Annotated in this window: 16 protein-coding genes; 8 read left to right on the forward strand and 8 right to left on the reverse strand. The window is 73.7% G+C overall.

Annotation, left to right across the window (positions count from 1 at the left end):
- Positions 1-43: 43 nt before the first annotated feature.
- Positions 44-457 (forward strand): holo-ACP synthase, encoded by a 414-nt coding sequence (locus DSM112329_RS25420; protein WP_354699368.1) that lies wholly within the window; start codon positions 44-46, stop codon positions 455-457.
- Between the two features lie 270 nt (positions 458-727).
- Here DSM112329_RS25420 and DSM112329_RS25425 read toward each other — a convergent pair whose 3' ends face one another.
- Positions 728-1,867, reverse strand: coding sequence for a hypothetical protein (locus DSM112329_RS25425; protein ID WP_354699369.1), 1,140 nt, complete (start codon positions 1,865-1,867; stop codon positions 728-730).
- 25 nt (positions 1,868-1,892) lie between these two features.
- Here DSM112329_RS25425 and DSM112329_RS25430 point away from each other — a divergent pair, with 25 nt between their 5' ends.
- Positions 1,893-2,744, forward strand: coding sequence for an ABC transporter ATP-binding protein (locus DSM112329_RS25430; protein WP_354699370.1), 852 nt, complete (start codon positions 1,893-1,895; stop codon positions 2,742-2,744).
- Between the two features lie 56 nt (positions 2,745-2,800).
- Here the strand turns inward: DSM112329_RS25430 and DSM112329_RS25435 are convergent, their stop codons facing one another.
- The 3 genes from DSM112329_RS25435 to DSM112329_RS25445 form a co-directional block, all read right to left on the reverse strand.
- On the reverse strand, positions 2,801-4,831 hold the full coding sequence (locus DSM112329_RS25435) for an iron ABC transporter permease (protein ID WP_354699371.1): 2,031 nt from the start codon (positions 4,829-4,831) through the stop codon (positions 2,801-2,803).
- A 4-nt stretch (positions 4,832-4,835) separates the two neighbouring features.
- Positions 4,836-5,735, reverse strand: coding sequence for an iron-siderophore ABC transporter substrate-binding protein (locus tag DSM112329_RS25440; RefSeq protein WP_354699372.1), 900 nt, complete (start codon positions 5,733-5,735; stop codon positions 4,836-4,838).
- Between the two features lie 62 nt (positions 5,736-5,797).
- A complete protein-coding gene (locus DSM112329_RS25445) occupies positions 5,798-7,267 on the reverse strand; it encodes an endo-1,4-beta-xylanase (protein WP_354699373.1) in 1,470 nt (489 codons plus the stop codon).
- A gap of 87 nt (positions 7,268-7,354) precedes the next feature.
- Between DSM112329_RS25445 and DSM112329_RS25450 the strand changes: the two genes are divergently transcribed.
- The gene (locus tag DSM112329_RS25450; RefSeq protein WP_354699374.1) at positions 7,355-9,313 is read left to right on the forward strand and encodes a DEAD/DEAH box helicase; all 1,959 of its coding nucleotides are present in this window, start codon (positions 7,355-7,357) and stop codon (positions 9,311-9,313) included.
- A gap of 65 nt (positions 9,314-9,378) precedes the next feature.
- Here DSM112329_RS25450 and DSM112329_RS25455 read toward each other — a convergent pair whose 3' ends face one another.
- The 3 genes from DSM112329_RS25455 to DSM112329_RS25465 all read right to left on the reverse strand — a co-directional run bounded on the left by DSM112329_RS25455 (position 9,379) and on the right by DSM112329_RS25465 (position 14,159).
- A complete protein-coding gene (locus DSM112329_RS25455) occupies positions 9,379-11,784 on the reverse strand; it encodes a glycosyl hydrolase family 65 protein (protein WP_354699375.1) in 2,406 nt (801 codons plus the stop codon).
- Positions 11,785-11,788: 4 nt separating this feature from the next.
- Positions 11,789-12,544, reverse strand: coding sequence for a beta-phosphoglucomutase family hydrolase (locus DSM112329_RS25460; RefSeq protein WP_354699376.1), 756 nt, complete (start codon positions 12,542-12,544; stop codon positions 11,789-11,791).
- A 112-nt stretch (positions 12,545-12,656) separates the two neighbouring features.
- Positions 12,657-14,159, reverse strand: a complete 1,503-nt coding sequence (locus DSM112329_RS25465; protein ID WP_354699377.1) for an NAD(P)/FAD-dependent oxidoreductase — start codon at positions 14,157-14,159, stop codon at positions 12,657-12,659.
- A gap of 119 nt (positions 14,160-14,278) precedes the next feature.
- On the opposite strand from DSM112329_RS25465, the gene DSM112329_RS25470 reads away from it, so the two are divergent.
- From DSM112329_RS25470 to DSM112329_RS25490, 5 genes are all read left to right on the forward strand, one after another.
- Entirely contained in the window at positions 14,279-16,639 is a 2,361-nt protein-coding gene (locus tag DSM112329_RS25470; protein WP_354699378.1) for an ATP-binding protein, read from the forward strand.
- A gap of 78 nt (positions 16,640-16,717) precedes the next feature.
- Positions 16,718-18,538, forward strand: a complete 1,821-nt coding sequence (locus tag DSM112329_RS25475) for an AMP-binding protein (protein WP_354699379.1) — start codon at positions 16,718-16,720, stop codon at positions 18,536-18,538.
- Between the two features lie 73 nt (positions 18,539-18,611).
- A complete protein-coding gene (locus DSM112329_RS25480) occupies positions 18,612-19,217 on the forward strand; it encodes a helix-turn-helix domain-containing protein (protein WP_354699380.1) in 606 nt (201 codons plus the stop codon).
- Positions 19,214-19,948 (forward strand): SRPBCC domain-containing protein, encoded by a 735-nt coding sequence (locus DSM112329_RS25485; protein ID WP_354699381.1) that lies wholly within the window; start codon positions 19,214-19,216, stop codon positions 19,946-19,948. Before DSM112329_RS25480 ends, DSM112329_RS25485 begins: the two co-directional genes overlap by 4 nt.
- Positions 19,949-20,002: 54 nt before the next feature.
- Complete coding sequence (locus DSM112329_RS25490; protein ID WP_354699382.1) at positions 20,003-20,530, forward strand: hypothetical protein; 528 nt, start codon at positions 20,003-20,005, stop codon at positions 20,528-20,530.
- Between the two features lie 10 nt (positions 20,531-20,540).
- Here the strand turns inward: DSM112329_RS25490 and DSM112329_RS25495 are convergent, their stop codons facing one another.
- Complete coding sequence (locus DSM112329_RS25495; protein WP_354699383.1) at positions 20,541-21,353, reverse strand: lysophospholipase; 813 nt, start codon at positions 21,351-21,353, stop codon at positions 20,541-20,543.
- Positions 21,354-21,377 lie beyond the last annotated feature (24 nt).

Raw genomic sequence — 21,377 nt, forward strand, 5'->3', positions numbered from 1 at the left:
CCAAAGTCCGGACGACGCCGCCGCACCGGGCCGGTGGCCGACCGTGAGCGTCCGCGGGCTCGGCATCGACGTCGTCGACGTGCCGGCGTTCGCCGTGCAGCTCACCGAACCCGGGTCGGGGTTCGTCGCCGGGACGTTCACGGCCGGCGAGCAGGCCGCGTCCCAGGCGGGCCCGGGCACGCCGGCCCTGGCCTACGCGGCACGGTTCGCTGCGAAGGAGGCGTTCGTGAAGGCCTGGTCCGTCGGCCGCCTCGGGCGCGCGCCGCAGCTCGGGGAGCTCGACCTGCGCGAGGTCGAGCTCGTCAGCGATCCGTGGTCCCGCCCGTCCCTGGTCCTCCACGGCCAGGTCCGGGACGCGGTCCGCGAGGCCCTCGGCCCGGATGTCGCGATTCACGTCTCGCTCAGCCACGACGGCCCGGCGGCGGTGGCGGTCGTGCTGCTCGAGACGCCGGACTGACACCCCGTCATCAGGACGTTGACCACCGCCCCGGTTGCGGAACCCGGGGTCAGGGACGGGAGCTCTGGTAAGACCGTCATCCGGAGATCGACCACCGCGGCGGTGGGGGAACCGTGGGTCAGGCTGCCGGTCGGCCCGTGTGGTGCCCGGCGCGCCGTCGATGTGCCGCCGCGTGCGCGGGTGGCGTGTGGTGGCACATCGAGCACGGCCGCTCGCCACAACCGACCGTCATCCGGACATTGACCACCGCCGCGGTGGCGGAACCCGGGGTCAGGGTCGAGAAGGCGCCGGGCAGAGCGCCGGGAGGACCATGCACGGCGGCAGCGCCGGGGTTCCCGGCGCGGTGCCCGGGCCCGCTGCCGCCGACCCCGGCGTACAGGCGACGGTCGCTGCCTCCGTCTGCCGGGCCCCGCCGCGGAACAGCAGCCGCGCCTCGAACGCCCACTGGCCGCCCGCCCCGCACGGCCCCGCCGCCAGCGCGCCCACCGGCGGCGTCAGGGCGGCATCGGCCCGCGTGGCCGCACCTCGCCAGGCCGGCCCCATAGGCGGCGGCGACCCCCCGCCGCCGCCGATCGCGCCCGACCGCGGCGTCGCCCTCGCGACAGCGACGGCAGCGGCGACGGCGGACCGCGGCCGGACCACCTTGCGCTTCTCGAACCGGCGGTTGAAGCACCGCCGCGCCTTTCCGCGGCCGCGGCACGTGTAGCAGAGCGTGCGACTCGTCCCCTTCACCGCGCGGCAGTACTTGTAGCGCTTGGCCTTCGGCGCCTGGCCCGCGTCACCCAGCCCGCCGCGCGGCAGGTCGAGCGTGACCTGCGTCAGGGAGGTCGTCCCCGTGGACGCGTCCGCGACCTCGCGCAGGTCGAAGGTGACGACCGGGCCGGACGCCGCGTCGCCGGGGGTGACCGTCCCCGGGAAGACGAAGGCGAGCGTCGTCGGCTGCGTGACGTGGAGGTACAGCAGGACCTTGCCCGGACCGGCCGCATAGAGCGCCATCGCGTCCGTCGTCCCGCGGATGCGGAGCGACGACGGCAGGTAGACGAAGCTCGCCTGACCGGCACCGATCTGCGATCCGGACGGGCAGGCCGTCGGCCCGCGGACGCCGAGGTCCTCGGCATCGCACACGGCCGCCCGCACGCCGGTGAACGTGAAGCCCTGCGGGAACGCGACGGCCAGCTCGCGCGCCTCGGCCGGCGGGCGGTCCTGGCTGCCCACCGCGAGCGTGAGCCGCGCAGCGACCGGCGACGGCGCGGCCGCCGTCCCGCCCACGGCCGGGTCGACCGCGACACCGAAGCGGACCTTCTCCGCAGCGACGGCCGTCGCGGGCCCTGCCGCGCCGGCCACAGCGGCACAGACCACCACGACAACGAGCGTGAGCACGAAGCGAAGGAGGGCGGACAGGACGCGCACCGGCGTTAGGTTACCCTTACCTCAGATGCCGGAGGGTCCCAGCAGCGGTGCGCCGCTCCAGGTCGACGCGCTGACGCTCGCGTACGGGGACCGCACGATCGTCGCGGACCTCACCACGCTGATCCCGGGCGGCCGGATCACCGCGATCGTCGGCCCGAACGCGTGCGGCAAGTCCACGCTGCTGCGGTCCATGGCCCGGCTGCTCGCGCCGCGGTCCGGCGCCGTGCTCCTGGATGGGGACGCCGTGCACCGCCTCAAGACCCGCGACGTCGCCCGCCGCATCGGCCTGCTGCCCCAGAGCCCGATCACCCCGGAGGGCATCACGGTCAAGGAGCTCGTCGAGCGCGGGCGCTTCCCGCACCGGAAAGCGCTGCGGCCGCCCAGCCGCGAGGACCGTGACAAGGTCGCCTGGGCGCTGGAGGCGACCGGCGTCGCCGACCTGCAGGACCGGCCGGTGGACGAGCTGTCCGGCGGCCAGCGCCAGCGGGCCTGGATCGCCCTCGCGCTGGCCCAGGACACCGGCGTCCTGCTGCTGGACGAGCCGACCACCTACCTGGACATCGCGCACCAGATCGAGGTCCTCGACCTGGTCCACCGCCTGAACCGCCAGGACGGCCGGACGATCGCGCTCGTGCTCCACGACCTGAACCAGGCCTGCCGCTACGCCGACCACCTGATCGCCCTGCGTGACGGCCGGCTCCACGCCGCGGGACCGCCCGCCGAGGTCGTCGACGCCGCGCTCGTGCAGGACGTCTTCGGCGTGGCGGTGACGGTGATGGAGGACCCGGTGTGCGGCGTGCCGATGACGGTGCCGCTGGGTCTGCCGGGCGGCGGCGTGGCCCCCGCGAAGGCCCTGTCCACCCCACGAGGCGACTGACAGGTCCGGAGCCGCAAGGCCGCCGAACACCCGAGTCGGCGGGGCCGGCCACCGCGTCAGGTCGCCGCGCCCCGCGACCGCGACATCAGCCACGCCAGGTACGGCGCGCCGATGAGCGCCACCACGATTCCCGACGGCACCTCGGTCGGCGGGAGCGCCAGCCGGCCGACGACGTCCGCTGCCGCCAGCAGCGCCGCCCCCAGCGCCATCGCGCTCAGCAGCACCCGCCGGTGGGACCCGCCCGCCACGAGCCGCGCCGCGTGCGGCGCGACCAGGCCGACGAAGGCGATCGTCCCCGCGGCCGCGACCGCGACGCACGCGAGCGCCCCGCCGGCCAGCAGCAGGACGACCCGCGCCCGCGCCCGCGGCAGCCCCAGCGCGGACGCGGCGTCGTCGCCCAGCGCCATGACGTCCATCCACGGCGTGAGCGCAAGGACGAGCGGGATCAGGACCAGGGCGGGGATGCCGACGACCGCCAGGTCACCGCCGTCCGATCCGTAGGTCGAGCCCGCGAGGAAGACCAGCGCCGACGCGGCGGCCGGGGACGCGTGCAGCACCATGAGCGTCGTCACCCCCGCGCAGAACGCCGTCACCGCGACGCCGACCAGGATCAGGCGCCCGGGGGACGACCCGCGGCCCGACGCCAGCAGCACCAGGAACAGCGCCGCCATGCCGCCCGCGAACGCCGCCGCCGGCAGCGCGCCGCCCGGCGCATCCGACCAGACCAGGATGACCGCGAACGCCGCCACGGACGCGCCGCCCGTCACCCCGAGCAGCTCGGGGCTCGCGAGCGGGTTGCGGACCGTCGCCTGCAGTGCCGTCCCGGACGCCGCCAGGCACGCCCCCGCCACCAGCGCGACCGCCAGCCGCGGCCCGCGCAGGTCGACCGCGAGGTCTGCCAGCGGGTCGTCGCCGAAGCCGAAGACCGCCCCCAGCGCAGCCGGCACCGACACACCCAGCTCGCCGAAGCACAGCCCGGCGAGCGCCGCCGCCACCGCCAGGACCGGCGGCAGCCACAGCAGCCACGGCCGCCGGCGGGCGCGGATCCCCAGGCCGCCACCGTCCGCGCCGGACCCGACGAGCCCCGACCGCGCGACGAGCACCAGCGCGGGCGCCCCGATCAGCGCGCAGACGACGCCGACGGGCGTCTCGTTCGCCGCGCCCAGCAGCAGCCGGCCGAGGACGTCGGCGGCGAGCACGATCACCGCACCCACGAGCGCGGACAGCGCCAGCAGCGCCGCGGTCGATCGTGGCCGGGCGACCACCCGCGCGATGTGCGCGGCACCGAGGCCGACGAACGCCAGCGGCCCCGCGACCCCGACCGCGACCGCGACGAGCACCGCCGCGACCGCCAGCGTCAGCAGCCGCGTGCGTGCCGCGCGCAGCCCGAGCGAGCGCGCCGCCTGCTCCCCGAGCGCCGCGACGTCGAGGCGCCGGCCCAGCGCCAGCGCTGCCACCGCGGCCAGCCCACCGACGATCGCCCCGATCCGCACTTGCTCCCAACCCGCCTGGATCAGCGTCCCGCCGCCCCAGAGGAACAGGGCGGACGTCTCGTTCTCGCGGACCAGCTGGATCGCCGCGACGATCGCCGAGAACGCGAGGCCGACCGCCGTCCCCGCCAGCACCAGGCGCAGCGGCCCGTCCGGCGCCGAGCGCCCGATCCCCCCGATGACGAGCCCGGCGAAGAGGACGCCGGCGAACGCCACGAGGATCGTCGGCGCGTCCGACGCGAACCCGCCGTAGGCGGCCACCAGGGTGACGGCGAGCTGGCCGCCGGCCGACAGGCCGAGCGTCGACGGGTCGGCCAGCCGGTTGCGCGTGATCGCCTGCAGCAGCACCGCCGCCAACCCGAGCGCCGCGCCCGCGACGATCCCGGCGACCGCGCGGGGGAGGCGCAGGTCCAGGACGAACTGCCCGTCCGCGTCGCTTGCGCCGTGCAGCACGGCATCGACCACGGTGTGCGCCGGTATTCCCCCGGCGCCCTGCAGGATGTCCCCGGCGAACGCCGCGAGCAGCGCGACGAGGCCCGCGACCGCGGCCACCGCGACGCGCACCGGGCGCGCCGGCCCGGCGGGCCCTGCCTTCACGGCGCTACTTCTTCACGAGCTGATCGACGATCCGGTACGCGAGCAGCTTCGTCGAGGCCGGCCCGCCGAAGGTCCAGCTGTTGCCGCGCAGGTACCGGACCCGCTTCTTCTTGACCATCGTCAGGCTCTTGTACGAGCGCAGCTTCTGGAACTTCTTGATCAGGCTCTCGAACTGGTTCGGGTAGACGAACGCGAAGTAGCCCGACTGCACGCGCTTGAGGCTCTCGATCCCGGCCGTCGAGAAGCCGTACTTCGGATCGCCGTCGCTCCACGAGTTGCGCAGCCCCAGCCGGTTCAGGACGGAGCCGGCGACCGAGTTGCGGGTGAACAGCCGCACCTGCGGGGAGGACGCTGTGCCCGCCGGCTGCGCGACCGCGATCTTCACGCCGTCCCGGTTGGCCTTCGCGAGCCGCTTGCGCAGGCGCGGGTAGGCGGCGTCGAGATCCCGGATGATGCGGTTCGCGCGCGAGCTGCGCCCGAGCGCCGACCCGATCGCGCGGAAGGCGCTGACCATCTGCTTGTACTGGGTGCCGCTGCCCTGGTCGCCCGGGTAGGGGTTCAGCACGAGGACCTTCGCGATCCGCTTCAGCTGCGAGAGGTTCTTCCCGACGCGCCACTTCGGCACGATGATGAGGTCGGGGCGGAGCTTCGCGATGCGCTCGATGTTGGGCTGCTGGCGCGTGCCGACGTCGGTGATGCCGCTCGGCAACGAGATCGAGACGTAGGTGCGGTAGCCGCGCAGGTCTGCGCCGCCCACCGGCTTGACGCCCAGGCGGGCGACGTCCTCGAGGTACTCCCACTCGAGCGCGACGACGCGCTTGGGCGCTGCCTCCGCGGTTGCGGTGGACGCGGCGACCAGGCCGACGGCGAGCAGGGACGACATGAGGACAGCGGGCAGGCGCATGATGCGGGTAAGGGTACCCAAACACCGCGCCGGTGGGGTCCCGCACAGCGGCGGGCGTGACGTCAGGGGACGCGGGCGACAGGAACGTCGAGCGCGAAGCTCCGCGTGACGAACGGTCCCGATCCGATCCGGGCCTTGAGGCGCACCGTCCCCTTGCGCCGCAGCGCGGTGACGCGGCGCTTCGCGGCCGCGGTCAGCTTCACCCGCGTGCTGTGGCCGGCGGTGCTGGTGACCGGGACGGTGCGCGCGCCGAGCCGCACCCCGCCCAGGGACAGCGTCAGGCTGACCGTGCAGGGCGGCGTCCCGGGGCAGCGGGACTTGATCAGCACGCCGCGGCGGGCGAGCGTCGCCGCGGTGATGCGGCGCGGGGCCTCCAGCACCGGGACGGTGGCCAGCAGGCTCTCGCCGCTCGCGGCGCGCACCGTGGGCGCGCGAGGCGGCGCGCTCGCGAACAGCGCCTGGATCGTGGGCAGGGCCGACTTCGGCCGGTACTCGGAGTCCAGCAGCAGCGGCGCAGCGACCAGGCCGCGCCACGACAGCGCGTCGCCGACGCCCCACACGGTCATGCCACTGCACGCCGGCAGGTTCGCGCAGTCGCGCGCGATCTGCTCGTACCCGGCCTGCTGCTGCGCGACGTTCGCGGCGCCGAAGGGCGGGACGATCCCGATGTCGAGCTCGGTGATGGCGACGCGCAGGCCGAGGTCGGCGTAGCGGTTCATGATCGTCAGCCGCTCGGCAGCGGAGGGGACCGGGCCCGCCATGCCCAGGTGCATCTGCATCCCGATGCCGTTCAGCGGGACGCCGCGCGCGACGAAGTCCTTCGCGAGCGCGTACACGGCCGCCGACCGCTTGTTGGGCTGGTCGGAGTTGTAGTCGTTGTAGTAGAGGAGCGCGTCCGGGTCGGCCTCGCGGGCGTAGCGGAAGGCCAGCTCGACGTAGTCGCTCCCGATCACCCGGCTCAGCAGGTTGCTGGTGAGCTGCCCGTTGTCGTCGTAGGCCTCGTTCACGACGTCCCACTCGCGGATGACGCCGGGGAACTTGTCGCGGAAGTGGTGCATGACGGTGGCGATGTGCTTGCGGAGCGCGTTGCTCAGGAGCGCTCGCGTCCAGTCCCCGCGGTTCGTCATCCAGCGCGGCAGGTCGGAGCCGAACACGAGCGTGTGCCCGCGGACCTTCATCCCGCGCGCCTGCGCGTAGGCCGCCATCTGGTCGGCGAGCCTGAAGTCGAACTCCCCGAGCTTCGGCTGCAGGAACGGCAGCTTCATCTCGTTCTCGGGGACGATCATCCCGTACGGCTGATCGACCTCGGCAAGCGCCTTGGGGTAGCGCCCGTCGTAGGTCTTCGGGCAGCGCAGCTGCACCGGCCCGCTGTAGTCCGGGCTCATGCAGGCCCACCACACCGCCGTGCCGAGGGGGATCACCGGGGCCGCGGGCGCGGCGGTCGCCGGGCCGAGGACGGCAGCAGTCAGCGTGGCGGCAAGCGCGATCCAGAACCCCCTCCGCGATCGCTCGCGCACCGCCGAACGTGCCATGACGGGCGACAGCCTAACGCCGTGCGCGACCCGCGGTGCCGATTCGGGCAGCGGCCGGTGCTGTCCGCCTGCGACCATAGAGGGTCGATGACCGACTCACCCGTCCCGCCCCCCGCCGCCGCAGCCCACGAGGAGCCGCTCGAGACCCCCACTCCGGCGGCGACCGACAGCACTCCCGAGCCCGCCGCCGCAGCGCCGATCCCGGACGCCGAGCCCGCCGCCGCAGCGCCGACTCCGGACGCCGCGCCCGCCGCCGCCCCGGAGCCTACGCCGGACCCAGACCCGGACGCGGTCCCGGATCCGGAGGGCACCACGTTCGCGGACCTCGAACTGCGTCCCGAGCTCATGCAGGCCCTCACGGCCCTCGGCTACGAGGAGCCCACGCCGATCCAGCGCGAGGCGATCCCCCCGGTCATCGCCGGTCGCGACCTCCTCGGCCAGGCCGCGACGGGCACCGGCAAGACGGCCGCGTTCGCCCTGCCGATCCTGCACCGCATGGGCGCCGTCGCGCGCGACGCGCGCGGCAAGCACCCGGCGGCGCTCGTCCTCGTCCCCACCCGCGAGCTGGCGATCCAGGTCTCGGAGGCCATCCACAAGTACGGCATGCCGCTGGGCGCGCGCGTCCTGCCGATCTACGGCGGCCAGCCGATGCAGCGCCAGCTGAAGGTGCTGAATGCCGGTGTCGACGTCATCGTCGCCACCCCCGGCCGCGCGCTGGACCACATCAACCGCGGGTCGCTGCGCCTCGAGAACCTCGACATGGTCGTCCTCGACGAGGCGGACGAGATGCTCGACATGGGCTTCGCGGAGGACCTCGAGTCGATCCTCGACGCCACCCCCGACGGCCGCCAGACGGTCCTCTTCTCCGCGACGATGCCGGGCCGGATCGGCAAGCTCGCGCGCAAGCACCTGAAGGACCCGATCACCATCCAGATCGAGCGCGAGCGGACGGCCTCCGGCGAGGAGCCGCAGGTCCGCCAGAACGCGTTCATCGTCTCGCGGTTCCACAAGCCGGCCGCACTCGGCCGGATCCTCGACGTGGAGGCGCCGACCGCGGCGATCGTCTTCTGCCGCACGCGCGACCAAGTCGACCAGCTGACCGACACGCTGAACGGCCGCGGCCACCGCGCCGAGGCCCTGCACGGCGGGATGACCCAGGAGCAGCGCGACAAGGTGATGGGCCGCCTGCGCTCGGGGACGGCCGAGCTGCTCGTCGCCACCGACGTCGCCGCCCGCGGGCTGGACATCGACACGCTCACGCACGTCGTCAACTACGACGTGCCGGCAGCCGCAGAGGCGTACGTGCACCGCATCGGCCGCGTCGGCCGCGCGGGCCGCGAGGGCGTCGCGATCACCCTGGCCGAGCCGCGTGAGCACCGCATGCTGAAGACGATCGAGCGCGTCACCAAGCAGAAGATCAGCGTCGAGAAGATCCCGACGATCGCCGACCTGCACGCCCGCCGCCTGGAGGCGACCCGCGCGGCGCTGCACGAGCTGCTGGTCGAGGACGACCTCGACGGCGCCCGGGTCGTCGTCGAGACCCTGACCGACGAGTTCGACCTGATGCAGGTCGCGCTCGCGGCCGTGAAGCTCGCCCACGACGGCCTCGGCGGGGGCGAGCCGGAGGACGAGGACGAGATCCCGCAGCCGACGATCCGTCCCGAGCACAGCGGCCCCGGCGCCGGCCCTCCCGGCAGGGGCGGCCCGAAGGGCAAGTGGGACAAGAAGGGCGGGGCGGGCGGGACCGGTTCGCCGGGTCCCGGCGGTCCTGGCAGGCCCGGCGGCAAGAAGCATGCCACCGACGGCCGACCGATGACGCGCATCTTCATCGGGGCGGGCCGTATGGGCCACATCCGCCCGGCGGACCTCGTCGGCGCCATCACCGGCGAGTCGCACATCACCGGCCGGGACATCGGCGCGATCCAGATCTCGGACAAGTTCTCGCTGGTCGAGGTCCCCACGCCTGACGCCGATCAGGTCATCGCGGCGCTCAAAGCGGGCACGATCAAGGGCAAGAAGACGACCGTCCGCCGCGAGAAGTTCTGACGCACCGCGCGCGGCTGACAGCTTCTGCCCACATAGAGGTGCAGAACCTGTCAGCCGGGGGCCGGTCAGGAGCCGGGCTGGGACCGCGTCGCCCGGTGGCGCGCGTCGCTCCCGTCGGGCCGCACCACCCCCGGCTCGCGGCCTGCGGGCTGCGACGGCGGGACGCGGTCGTGCGGCCACGGCGCCAGCGGGTGCTCGGCCGGCTCGTCCGCGGTCACGACGCACCGCTCCTGCTCGTGCGTGAGCTCGAAGGAGCCGTCGCCCTCGACCGTGTAACGCGCGCGGCCGTCTGCGAGCTCGACGCGCAGCAACGTCCCGCCGACCGTGACCGGGAAGCACAGCCGGTCGATCCCTGCGGGCAGCCGCGGACGGAACGTGATCGTCCCGGCGTGGTCGCGGAAGCCGCCCAGGCCCGCCACGACGGCGATGACCGCACCCGCCAGTGACGCCAGGTGCACGCCGTCGCCCGTGTTGCGCGCGAGGTCGCGCACGTCCATGAAGGCGGCCTCGCGCAGGTGGTCCATCGCCAGGTCCAGGTGGCCGACCTCGGCGGCCATCACGGCCTGGGTGCAGGCCGACAGCGACGAGTCGCGGACCGTGATCGACTCGTAGTAGTCGAAGTTCGCGCGCTTCTGCTCGGGCGTGAAGGCGTCGCCGCGGACGTGCATCGCGAGCACCAGGTCGGCCTGCTTGATGACCTGCCGCGCGTAGAGCCGCACGTACGGGTAGTGCAGCAGCAGCGGGTAGTGCTCGGCGGGGGTCGCCTCGAAGTCCCAGGTCTCGTGCTCGAGGAACGCCGAGTCCTGCGGGTGCAGGCCGCGCTCCTCGTCGTACGGGACGTGCATTGCGTCGGCCGCACGGACCCAGGCCGCCCGCTCGTCGTCGTCGACCCCCAGCACCGCCGCGGCATCGCCGTAGCGGTCGGCCGCCGCGGCCGCCGACCACAGGTTCTGCTGCGCGGTGAGGTTCGTGTAGACGTTGTCGTCGACGAGCGCCGTGTACTCGTCGGGACCGGTGACGCCCGGCAGGTGGAAGGCGCCCGCGTCGTCGTGGAAGCCGAGGCTGACCCACAGCCGCGCGGACTCGACGAGCAGCTCGAGGCCCGCGCCGGCGCCGAACTCCGTGTCCCCCGTCGCGGTCACGTAGCGCACCACCGCGCCGGCGACCGCAGCGTTCACGTGGAAGGCCGCGGTGCTCGCCGGCCAGTAACCCGAGCACTCCTCGCCGTGGATCGTGCGCCACGGCAGCGTCGCCCCGCCGAGCCCCAGCTGCGCGGCCCGCTCGCGCGCCAGGTCGAGCGTCGAGTGCCGCCACTCGAGCGCCGCCCGCACGACCTTCGGCATGACGTAGGTGAGGACGGGGAGCACGTAGCCCTCGGTGTCCCAGAAGGCGTGGCCGTCGTAGCCGGTGCCGGTCAGGCCCTTGGCGGCGAGGGCCCGGCCGGACGCATGGAAGGACTGCTGGCAGAGCTGGAACATGGCGAAGCGGAGCGCCTGCTGGAGCTCGTCGTCGCCGTCGATGACGATGTCCCCGCGCGACCAGAACTCGTCCATGATTTCGCGCTGCGCGTCGAGCAGGCCGTCGAAGCCCTCGTCGCGCGCGCTCTCCAGGCTCGCGTCGACCTGATCGCGCAGCCACTCGACGGACTGCTGCCCGGACCAGTGGTACGCGAGCAGCTTCGTCAGCTTCAGCGGGCTGCCGGGCTCGAGCTCGGCCGAGAGCGTCACCCGCCCGAAGTCCGGCTCGGACCGGGTGAGCTGCGTCGGATGCCCGTCGTGCTCGATGAGGTGGTCCATGCCCGCGGCGCACACCAGGCGCGACTCCCGGGTGCGGTGGGCGAGCACCACCCGCAGGTCGTGGTCCACGTGCAGGCACGGCTCCAGCGTGTCCTGAAGCTGCTTGGCCTTGCGCGGATCGCCCGACCCCTGCACCTGCCGCTCGTTCGCCTGCAGGTTCGACTGCAGCGCCACGCGCACCGGGCCGTCCAGCGCCTCCACCTCGTAGCTGATGGCGACGATCGAGCGCAGGCTCAGCGACACGAGCCGCCGCGTGGTGACGCGCACCCGGTGTCCCCCGGACGAGCGCCAGATCAGCGTCCGCTCGAGCGTCCCGGTGCGGAAGTCCAGTCGCCGCGTGTGCTCTTCCAGGGCGCCGCGGTGCACGTCGAGCGGCTCGTCCTCGACCTGCAGCCGGATCAGCTTGCCGTCGGTGACGTTGACGACGACCTGGCCGTCCTCCGCGAAGCCGTAGCCGCGCTCGCCGTACTCCAGCGGGTAGGACTCGTAGAAGCCGTTGAGGTAGGTGCCGCTGAGCTCGCGCGGCTCGCCCTCGTCGAGGTTGCCGCGCAGTCCGATGTGCCCGTTGGAGAGCGCGAACAGCGACTCGGCGCGGCCGAGGTTGTCGAGGTCGATGCCCTCCTCGGTCAGCGCCCAGGGGTCGATGACACGGCGGTGATCGTCGGCGGCGGCCACGGGATCAGGATCCGGGCAGCAGGTCGATCAGGTCCTCGACGACCTGATCGGCGCCACCGTGCACGAGCGCCGCGCGGTGATCGACGCGGTCCACCCCCACGACCCAGCAGAAGCCGCCGCGCGCCCCGGCCTGCACGCCCGACACCGCGTCCTCGAAGACGGCCGCGGCGGACGGCAGCACCCCCATCTCCTTCGCCGCGGCCAGGAAGGTGTCCGGCGCGGGCTTGCCCTTGAGCCCGTCGCGGGCGGCCGTCTCGCCGTCGACCCGGTGCTCGAGGTAGCCCTCGATGCCGGCGGCGCGGATGACCTGCAGGCAGTTGGCGCTCGCCGACACGACCGCGGTCGGGATGCCGGCCGCGCGCACGGTCTGCAGGTAGCCGATGGACCCCGGGTAGGCCTCGACGCCGTCGCGCGCGATGACCCGCTGCACGAGGTCGTTCTTGCGGGTCCCGAGGCCGATGACCGTCTCGGCGTCGGCCGGGTCGTCCGCCTCGCCCTCCGGCAGCTCGATCCCGCGCGAGGCCAGGAAGTCGCGCACGCCGTCCGCGCGCGGCTTGCCGTCGACGTGCTCGTTGTAGTCGGCCTGCGTGAACGGCCGCGTGTCCCCGTCCGTGCGGCCCTCCAGGAACGCGTCGAACATCTCCGTCCACGCCTGCGCGTGGACGACGGCGGTCTTGGTCAGCACCCCGTCGAGGTCGAACAGGCAGGCCCGCACCTGGGTGGGGAGGCCGATCGACGACAGCGTGCTGGCGGTGTTCATCCGGGATGACTACCCGCGCCGGGCCGTCGTGTATCCCGCCGGCCGAAGGCCAGGCGCGGTCGGGCGTCGCGGGGGCCGTCCGCGCGGACCGCTGGGACGGCCCCGACCCGGGTCAGACCGCGACCGGCTCCGGCCGCGCGGCGACGTCGTCGGCCGGCGTCGTCACGTGCTCGGTGAGGTCGAACGCCCGCGTGCGCTTCTCGAACGCGGCCATGAGGTCGGGCCACAGCGTGACGTTGCGCCCGTCGTCCGCCAGGTACCAGGACGAGCAGCCGCCGCTGAGCCAGACCGTTCCCTGGCTGCGCTGCTGCACGTCGACGTTGAAGGCGTGCTGGACGTCCTCGCGCGGCTCGATCGTGGCCAGCCGGTGCGTGTCCATGGCGTCCAGGCAGGCGACCGCGTAGTCCAGCTGCGCCTCGATCATCGTGACGATCGACCCGGCCCCCAGGCCAGTGTTCGGCCCGAGCAGGGTGAAGAGGTTCGGGAAACCGGCGACCGTCGTCCCGAGGTAGGCCTCGGGCGACCCCGACCAGACGTCCTGCAGCGTACGCCCGTCCCGCCCGACGACCCGGGCCGCCGCGGGCATCTCCGTGACCTGGAAGCCGGTGCCGAGCACGAGGACGTCGAGCTCGTGCCGGACCCCGTCGCGCGTCGTGATGCCGCCCGCATCGACCGCCACCATGCCCTCGGTGACGAGCTCCACGTGGGGCCTTCCGAAGGTCCGGAGGTAGTGGTTCGAGAGCGTGATGCGCTTGCAGCCCAGGCGGTAGTCCGGCGTCAGCTTGGCGTGCAGCTGCGGATGGTCCGGCAGCTGGCGCTTGAGGTGCCAGCGGCTGATCGCCTCGAGCGTCCGGAACAGCCCGGGCCGGCGGGTCATGATCAGGTTGCCGACCTCCATGTAGACGGTCGTGAACGCCCGGTCGGCGCGCTGCGTGACCGGGAAGCGCCTGAAGAGCGCCCGCTCCAGCCGCGACGTGCGGCGGTTCATGTGCGGCAGGACCCAGGCGGGCGTGCGTTGGAACACGTCGAGGTGGCCGGCGACCTTCGCGAGCTCCGGGATGACCTGGATGCTGGACGAGCCGGTGCCGATGACGCCGACGCGCTTGCCGGCCAGGTCGAGGGAGTGGTCCCAGCGCGCGGTGTGGACGACCCGGCCCGCGAAGCTGTCGAGGCCGTCGATCTCCGGCAGCTTCGGCTCGACGAGTCCGCCCGTCCCCGTGATGAGGCGCTCCGCGAGCAGTTCGCCGTCGCTCGTCTGCAGGCGCCACGCGACGGCGTCCTCGTCCCACGCCGCCCGGTCGAGCGAGACCCCGAAGCGGATGTGCGGCAGGACGCCCTCGTCTTCGGCGCATCGGCGGAGGTAGCGCTGGATCTCCCCGCGGGGCGAGAACGTCTCCGGCCAGTCAGGGTTCGGCAGGAACGAGAACGAGTAGAGGTTGGACGGGACGTCGCAGCGACAGCCCGGGTAGGTGTTGTCCCACCAGGTGCCGCCGACGTCGGGCGAGCGCTCCAGGACGACGAAGTCGTGGTGGCCCGCGCGGCGCAGGGCGATCGCGGCCCCCAGGCCCGAGAACCCTGCCCCGATCACGGCGGTGCGGATGCGCTGCGGCGTCATATGCAGGACTGTACATAGCTCCGTCCGCGGGGTTACGCCTGCGTACATTCAGCGTCCGGGTCCTTCCGCGCCACGAAGTAGCGGATCGCGGGGGCACCCCGTACCGTTCACCCCTGGTAATGGAGCTGCCAGCACGGATCGCGAGGCACACGTTCCGGCCGGCGGCCCGGCTGGACGCACCGCAGGACATCGTCGATGCGGCCGATCGCGTCGGCCTGCGCGCGCTGCTGCTCGCCCGGGTCGCGACGCTTCCGACCGGGATCTACCTCGGGCTGAGCTCGGCCGACGTCGCGTTCGCGGTGACGCTCGCCAACAGCATCTTCGCGGTCGTCTGGGTGCTCGGGACCAACGCGCTCGTCGCGCGGCGCGGGCTCAGCGTCCGGGCGGGCCTCCTGATCCTGGTCGTCGACACCGCCGTCGCGCTGACCGGCGTCGTCGCCACCGGCGACGTGCACAGCCGCATGTGCGTGCTGCTCGGCGTCCTGCCGCTCGCGATCGCGTTCACGTTCGGCGGCGCCGTCGTGCTGACCGCGACCGGGGCCGGCGTGGCGACCCTGCTCGTCGTGGGCAGCGGCGACGTGGCGGCGACCGCGCCGATCGTGGTGGTCCTGACCTGGTCGGGCATCGCCGGGGTCGCCCTCGCGCACGATCGCCGGACCGCGCTACGCCGGATCGAGGAGGAGGCGGCACGGCGCACCCGGCTGCTGCGCGCGCACGCGGGCGCGGGCGCCCGCGAGCGCCTGCGCGCGGCGGACGAGCTGCACGAGGGCGCCCTCGTCGACGTCCGGCGGCTGCGGACCGACGCGGAGGCGGGCGTCGATCCCGTCGCGCTCGCCGAGCGCTGCCGGATCGCGTCCCGGACCATCCGCGGCCTCGTGAGCGAGCTGCACGCGATGTCGGCGCGCCCGACCGCCCTGCGCACCGCCGTCGAGCAGCTCGCTGCCCGACGCGCGGCGGTGACCGGCCGCGCGATCACGACATCGGTCGACCCGGGCGCCCAGGGCCGCCGCGACGACCTTGTCCTCGTCGTCGTCCGGGACCTGCTCGACGGGATACCGACCGAGCACCCGGCCGACACGGTGGCGATCGAGGTCCACGCGCGCGACGGCAGCGTGGTCGAGGTCGCCATGACCGTCGGGGTCGCGGCCGCCGCCGGGACCGCCGACCCCCGTGGGGACCGCGGCGCGGAACCGCTCGACCCGGACCACCTGACGCTCGCGCTGCTGCGCGAGCGGCTGGACTGGGTGCCCGACGCCGCACTGGCGGTCACCCCGACCGGCGCCCGCGCGACCCTGCCCGCCACCGGCGGATCGGCGGACCGCGCACCCGTGGCGATCGAGAACCCGTTGCTCGCGCTCGGCGGGCCGGCGAGCAGCGGACTGCTCGCAATCGTCGCAATCGCCGTGAACGCCGGCACCCGCGACCCGGTGTTCTGGGCGCTCGTCGCGGTGTCGGTCGTCGTGTCGCTGCCGCTCATCCAGATGCTGGCGCGGACCCCCATCACCACCGGGATCCTCGGTGCGCTCGCGCTCTACAACTCCGTGATGATCGTCCTGCTGGTCGCCTTCGCGGGCCCGGCCCAGGACGACCTGCTGCTGCTCGTCGTCGGGCTCGTGCCGATCTTCGCCTTCGCGCTGCGGCCCGGGGGTGTCGCCGTGCTGTCGGCGGGGCTCGGGACGGGCGCAGCGCTCGCTGCGGGTGCGGACACCCCCTTCGTCGTCGCGTACCTGTGGGCGACCGCGGTGGCGCTGCTCCTGGCCGAGGCGTCCGGACGGTCCTCGGCGATCGTCGCGGACCTGCTGGCGGGCCGACGGGCCGACCTGCAGCGGCTGATGACCGCGGAGGAGGAGGCGCGCCGCGCCGTGGCCCGGCGCCTGCACGACGACGCGCTGCAGCTGCTGCTCGCCGCCGGCCAGGAGCTCGACGACGCGGCCAGTGGCGGTGCGGACGCCATGTGCGCCCTGACCCGCGCGACGCGGATCCTGCAGCGGGCGGAGACGGTCGTCGCGGGCTCCTCGCTCGCGACGGGCGGGGACGAGCTGCCGGCCGGGGGCCTGGAGCCTGCCCTGGCCGAGCTCGCGGCGGACGCCGCGCGCGATGGCGTCCTGACCGTCGAGGTGGACGTCGACGCCGCGCTCCCTTCGGGGCCCCACGAGGCGCTCATCTACGGCGTGGCCCGCGAGCTGCTGACCAACGTCGTCCGGCACGCCGACGCCGACGCCGCCCGTGTCAGCGTGACGGCGGGGCCGGGCGCCGAGCTCGTGCTGCGGGTGACGGACGACGGCCGCGGCATCGACCGCGGCCGCCTGGAGGCCGCCGTCGCCGAAGGCCACGTCGGGCTGTCGGCCGCCCGCGACCGCCTGGCCCGGGCCGGCGGCCGGCTGGAGATCGCCGATCGGGTCGGCGATCGCGGGACCGCCGCGACCGCGACGGTCCCTGCTCCCGTCGGGCAATCGGCCGCGCCGGCTGCGCGTACATGAGAGCATCCTTAGCCACGACATGATCGCCACCCGGCGACCATGCGAGATCCGTCGTCCGTCATCTCCCGAGGAGCCTGAATGTCGTTGTCACAAGACGCGCCCGCCGTAACGAGCGAGGGCGACCCGCTCACCGGAGCGACCACGCTCTGCGACCTCTTCCAGGCCACGATCGCGCGGGTCCCGGACACGGTGGCCGCACGGACCGTCGGCGGCGGGACCGAGATCACCTGGCGCGAGTACGGCGAGCGCGTGGAGTCGATCGCCGGGGGGCTCGCGGGGCTCGGCGTCGCGCGCGGCGACACGGTCGCGCTGATGATGACCAACCGCCCGGAGTTCGCGCTGGTCGACACCGCGGCGTTCCACCTCGGGGCGACGCCGTTCTCGGTTTACAACACCCTCCCGGCCGACGAGATCGCGTTCCTCTTCCGCAACGCGGGCAACAAGGTGGTGGTCTGCGAGGCGCAGTTCGCCGAGCGCGTGCTCGCAGCGGCCGCCAACGACACGGCGATCGAGCACGTCCTCTGCATCGACGGAGCCCCCGACGGCACCCGTGCCCTCGCCGACGCGGAGGCCGCACCGGCGGACGGCTTCGACTTCGCCGCCACCTGGGGCGCCGTCACCGGGGAGGACGTCCTCACGCTCATCTACACGTCCGGCACCACCGGGCCGCCGAAGGGCGTCGAGCTCACCCACTCGAACCTGCTCGCGGAGCTGCGCGGCACGGGCGCGGTGCTACCGCTGGAGCCGGGCGACCGGACCCTGTCGTTCCTGCCGCACGCCCACATCGCCGACCGCTGGGCCACCTACTACCAGGCGATGGTCTACGGGATGACCGTCACGTCGGTCGCCGACCCGACGCAGCTGCTGGCCGGCCTGCACGAGGCCCGCCCGACCGTCTGGGGCGCCGTGCCGCGGATCTGGGAGAAGTTCAAGGCCGCGCTCGACGCGGGCATCGCGGCCGAGACGGACGACGCCAAGCGGGCCGGCATCGCCAAGGCGCTCGAGGTCGGTCACGCCTACTCGGCGCTGAAGGAGGCGGGCGAGCCCATCCCCGACGACCTCACCGCCGCCCACGCGCAGCTCGATGCCGCCGTCCTGAGCAAGTTCCGCGAGAAGCTCGGCCTCGACCAGACGCGCTGGATCGTCGTCGGCGCCGCCCCCTCCCCGCCCGGCCTGCTCGAGTTCTTCGGGGCCATCGGCCTGCCGGTTCTCGAGCTCTGGGGCATGTCCGAGACGTCCTGCTGCGTGGTCATCAACCCGATCGGTGGCAACCGCATCGGCACGGTCGGCAAGCCGGTGGGCGGCGTGCAGGTCCGGCTGGCCGAGGACGGCGAGCTCGAGGTCCACGGCGACCTGGTCATGCGCGGCTACCGCGGCCAGCCCGAGAAGACCGCCGAGACGATGACCGACGACGGCTGGCTGAAGACCGGCGACATCGCCGAGATCTCCGACGACGGCTACGTGAAGATCGTCGACCGCAAGAAGGAGCTGATCATCAACGCGGCCGGCAAGAACATGTCGCCGGCCAACATCGAGTCGCACCTGAAGAGCTCCCACGCGCTCATCGGGCAGGCGCTGTGCGTCGGCGACGGCCGCCCGTACAACGTCGCCCTGCTGGTGCTGGACCCCGACGCCGTGCCGGGCTTCGCGAAGTCGGTCGGGGCCGAGGGCGCCTCGCCCGCCGAGATCGCCGAGCGGGACGACGTGCGCGAGCTCCTGGGTGCGGCGGTGGAGGAGGCCAACGGCCACCTGTCCCGCGTCGAGCAGATCAAGAAGTTCGCGGTCCTGGGCGACGAGTGGCTCCCGGGCGGCACGGAGCTCACGCCGACCATGAAGCTGAAGCGTAAGCCGATCGCGGCCAAGTACGCCGAGGTGATCGAAGGGCTCTACGCGAAGTAGGTCCGCGCGCGGCCACCGTAAGACAGGAAGATCTGTCTTGACAAAATAAATTGTCGGTGAGAGGGTGACGTCCGTGCACGACGTCACCGTCATCGATGACCCCGCCGCCGCCGGGGCCTCGCTGGACCCGATCCGCGCCCGCCTGCTCGCCGAGCTGGCGGTGCCCGGGTCGGCCAGCACCCTCGCGGCGCGGGTCGGGCTCACCCGCCAGAAGGCGAACTACCACCTACGGGCGCTCGAGTCGCACGGCCTGATCGAGCTCGTCGAGGAGCGCCGCAAGGGCAACATGACCGAGCGGGTCCTGCAGGCGACCGCCGCGTCCTACGTGATCTCTCCGGCAGCGCTGTCCGCGGTCGCCCCCGATCCCTCCCGCGCCCCGGACCAGCGCTCGGCCCGCTGGCTGCTCGCCGTCGCCGGACGCCTCGTCAGCGAGGTCGGCGCGCTCATCACCGGCGCGAGCGCCGCCGGGCAGCCGCTCGCGACGCTCGGCATCGACAGCCGGGTCCGCTTCGCGTCCGCCAAGGACCGCGCCGCCTTCGCCGCCGAGCTGGCGAGCGCCGTGAACGGCCTCGTCGCGAGGTACCACGACGAGGCCGCCCCGGGTGGGCGCGAGCACCGCTTCATCGTCGCCCTGCATCCCACGATCACCAACCCCACCCCAGAGGAGCCCCAGCCATGAGCCGTCCGTTCGAGGTCGTCCGCGAGATCGACCTGCCCGCCGCCCCCGACGACGTCTGGACCGCGATCACCGCCGAGAACGCCGCGTGGCAGTTCCCGGGCATGGAGCTCGATCCCGCCGCCGCGAGCCCACCGGAGGGCAGCCCGATCACGACCTGGGACCCGCCGTCCCGCCTCGTGATCCGCATGGACGCCCCGGACGGCACCTTCAACGCGCTGGAGTACGCCATCGAGGCCCGCGACGGCGGCACGGCCCACGTGCGCTACGTCCACAGCGGGATCCTCTCCGACGAGTGGGAGGACCAGTACGACGCGGTCGGCCCGCACACGGACTTCTACTTCCACACGCTCGGCCAGTACCTCGAGCACTTCCGCGGGCAGCGGGTGACATACGTCGGGCAGCCCACGTCCGGGATCGAGGCCGCCCCGGCCGCCGCCGGGGCGCCGGACGCGATGGACCGCCTCCGCGCGGCACTGGGAATCGCCCCGGACGCGCAGGCGGGCGACCGCGTCCAGACCTCGCTGGGGGCGGCCGGCCCGCTCGACGGGGTCATCGACTACGTCACCCCGCAGTTCATCGGCCTGCGGGACGACGACGGCCTGTGGCGCTTCTTCGGCCGCAACCACTTCGGCGGGGTCGTGGGCATGAGCGCCCACGTGTTCCGCGACGACGTCGACCCCGTTGCCGCCGAGGCGGTCCTCCAGGAGTGGCTCGACGGCGTCTACGCGTAGAACGATCGCCGGTTGCGCCTTGTACGTGGTCGTCCGGACCGCGATCATGGCCCGATGGAGCTGCTCGAGCAGGAGGAGGCCTACCTGCTCGCCTGGCTCGCGGCGATGGAGGCCGCGGGCCGGCCGGAGAGCGAGCTGTTCGTCGAGCACCTGTCGGGCAAGCCGACCCTCGCCCAACAGCGCCGGCTTGCGGCCGCCCGGTCCAACGACCACGCGAAGATGGTGTTCAGCCTCGGCCATCCCGGGGCCGAGGCGACCCGCAGCTTCACCCGCCGGCTGGTGCAGCAGGAGAGCCACGAGCAGGCCTGGATCGCGGTGCAGCGCGAGCTCCCCCAGGCCGAGCGCGTCGGCTGGCGCCTCGGCCGGGTCGAGTGGTCGCTGCCGCCGGTCGCCCTCGGCGAGGCCGACCAGAACGTGCAGCGCTCCGGGTTGCTGGTCCTGCTGACCGACGGCGAGTTCCGCGCGCTCGACGGCTACGGCTACCTCACCGCAGCCGCCGACTGGCAGCTCGTGTGGCGCCGGAGCGCCCTCCCGCGGATGCGCGCCCTGGCGGCCGCCCGCGGGCTCGACGTCGCTCCCTGAGGACGACGCCTCAGGCGAGCTTCGGACCCAGGAAGGCGATGACGTCGGCGATGACCTCGTCCTTGTTCGTCTCGTTGAAGATCTCGTGCTGGGCGCCCGGGTAGGTCTTGGCCTGCAGGTCGCTGCCCTTGATGTTCTCCACGGCCGGGCCGGTGTGCTCCAGCGGAACGAGCTGGTCCTGCTCACCGTGGAGCCACAGCGTCGGCAGGTCCCCGAGCGAGCCGGCACCCGCGATGGTCTCGATGGCGCCGCCCATGGCGAGCAGGGTCTGGCGCTTGAACGGCCCGTGGTAGACGAGGTCGTCCGCCGCGTACGCCTCGCCGACGGCGGGGTCGTTCGACAGGATCGCCGGGTCGATCGGGACGTCCGGGATCGGGTCCATCTCCACCAGGCCGATGAGCGCCGGGTTGCCGCCGATCGCGGGGCCGGACAGCACGAGGGCCTTCAGCTCGCTGCCGTACTGCTGCGCGTACCGGGTCGCGATGATGCCGCCCATCGAATGACCGATCAGGACGGTCGGCAGCCCCGGGTGCTCACCTGCCGCGAGACCGGCCACGCTGCGCAGGTCGGCGACGACGTCCTCGATGTCGTCGATCAGCGCCGGCTCGCCCTCGGACCGGCCGTGGCCGAGGTGGTCGGGCGCGTAGACCGTGCCGCCTGCCGAGAGCAGCGCCTGCGCCACGTGCTCGTACCGGCCGGCGTGCTCGCCGTAGCCGTGGGCCAGCAGGACGACGAACGACGGCTGCGGGTTCTGCCAGTGATGCACGGAGATGCGGCCGCGGACGCCGTCGAGGGTGTGCTCGTGTGAGGTGATCGTGGTCATGGGGTGTGGGGTTCTCCTGAGGGG

Origin of the sequence: Paraconexibacter sp. AEG42_29 (assembly GCF_040581415.1) — a bacterium.
Classification (GTDB): Bacteria; Actinomycetota; Thermoleophilia; order Solirubrobacterales; family Solirubrobacteraceae; genus Paraconexibacter.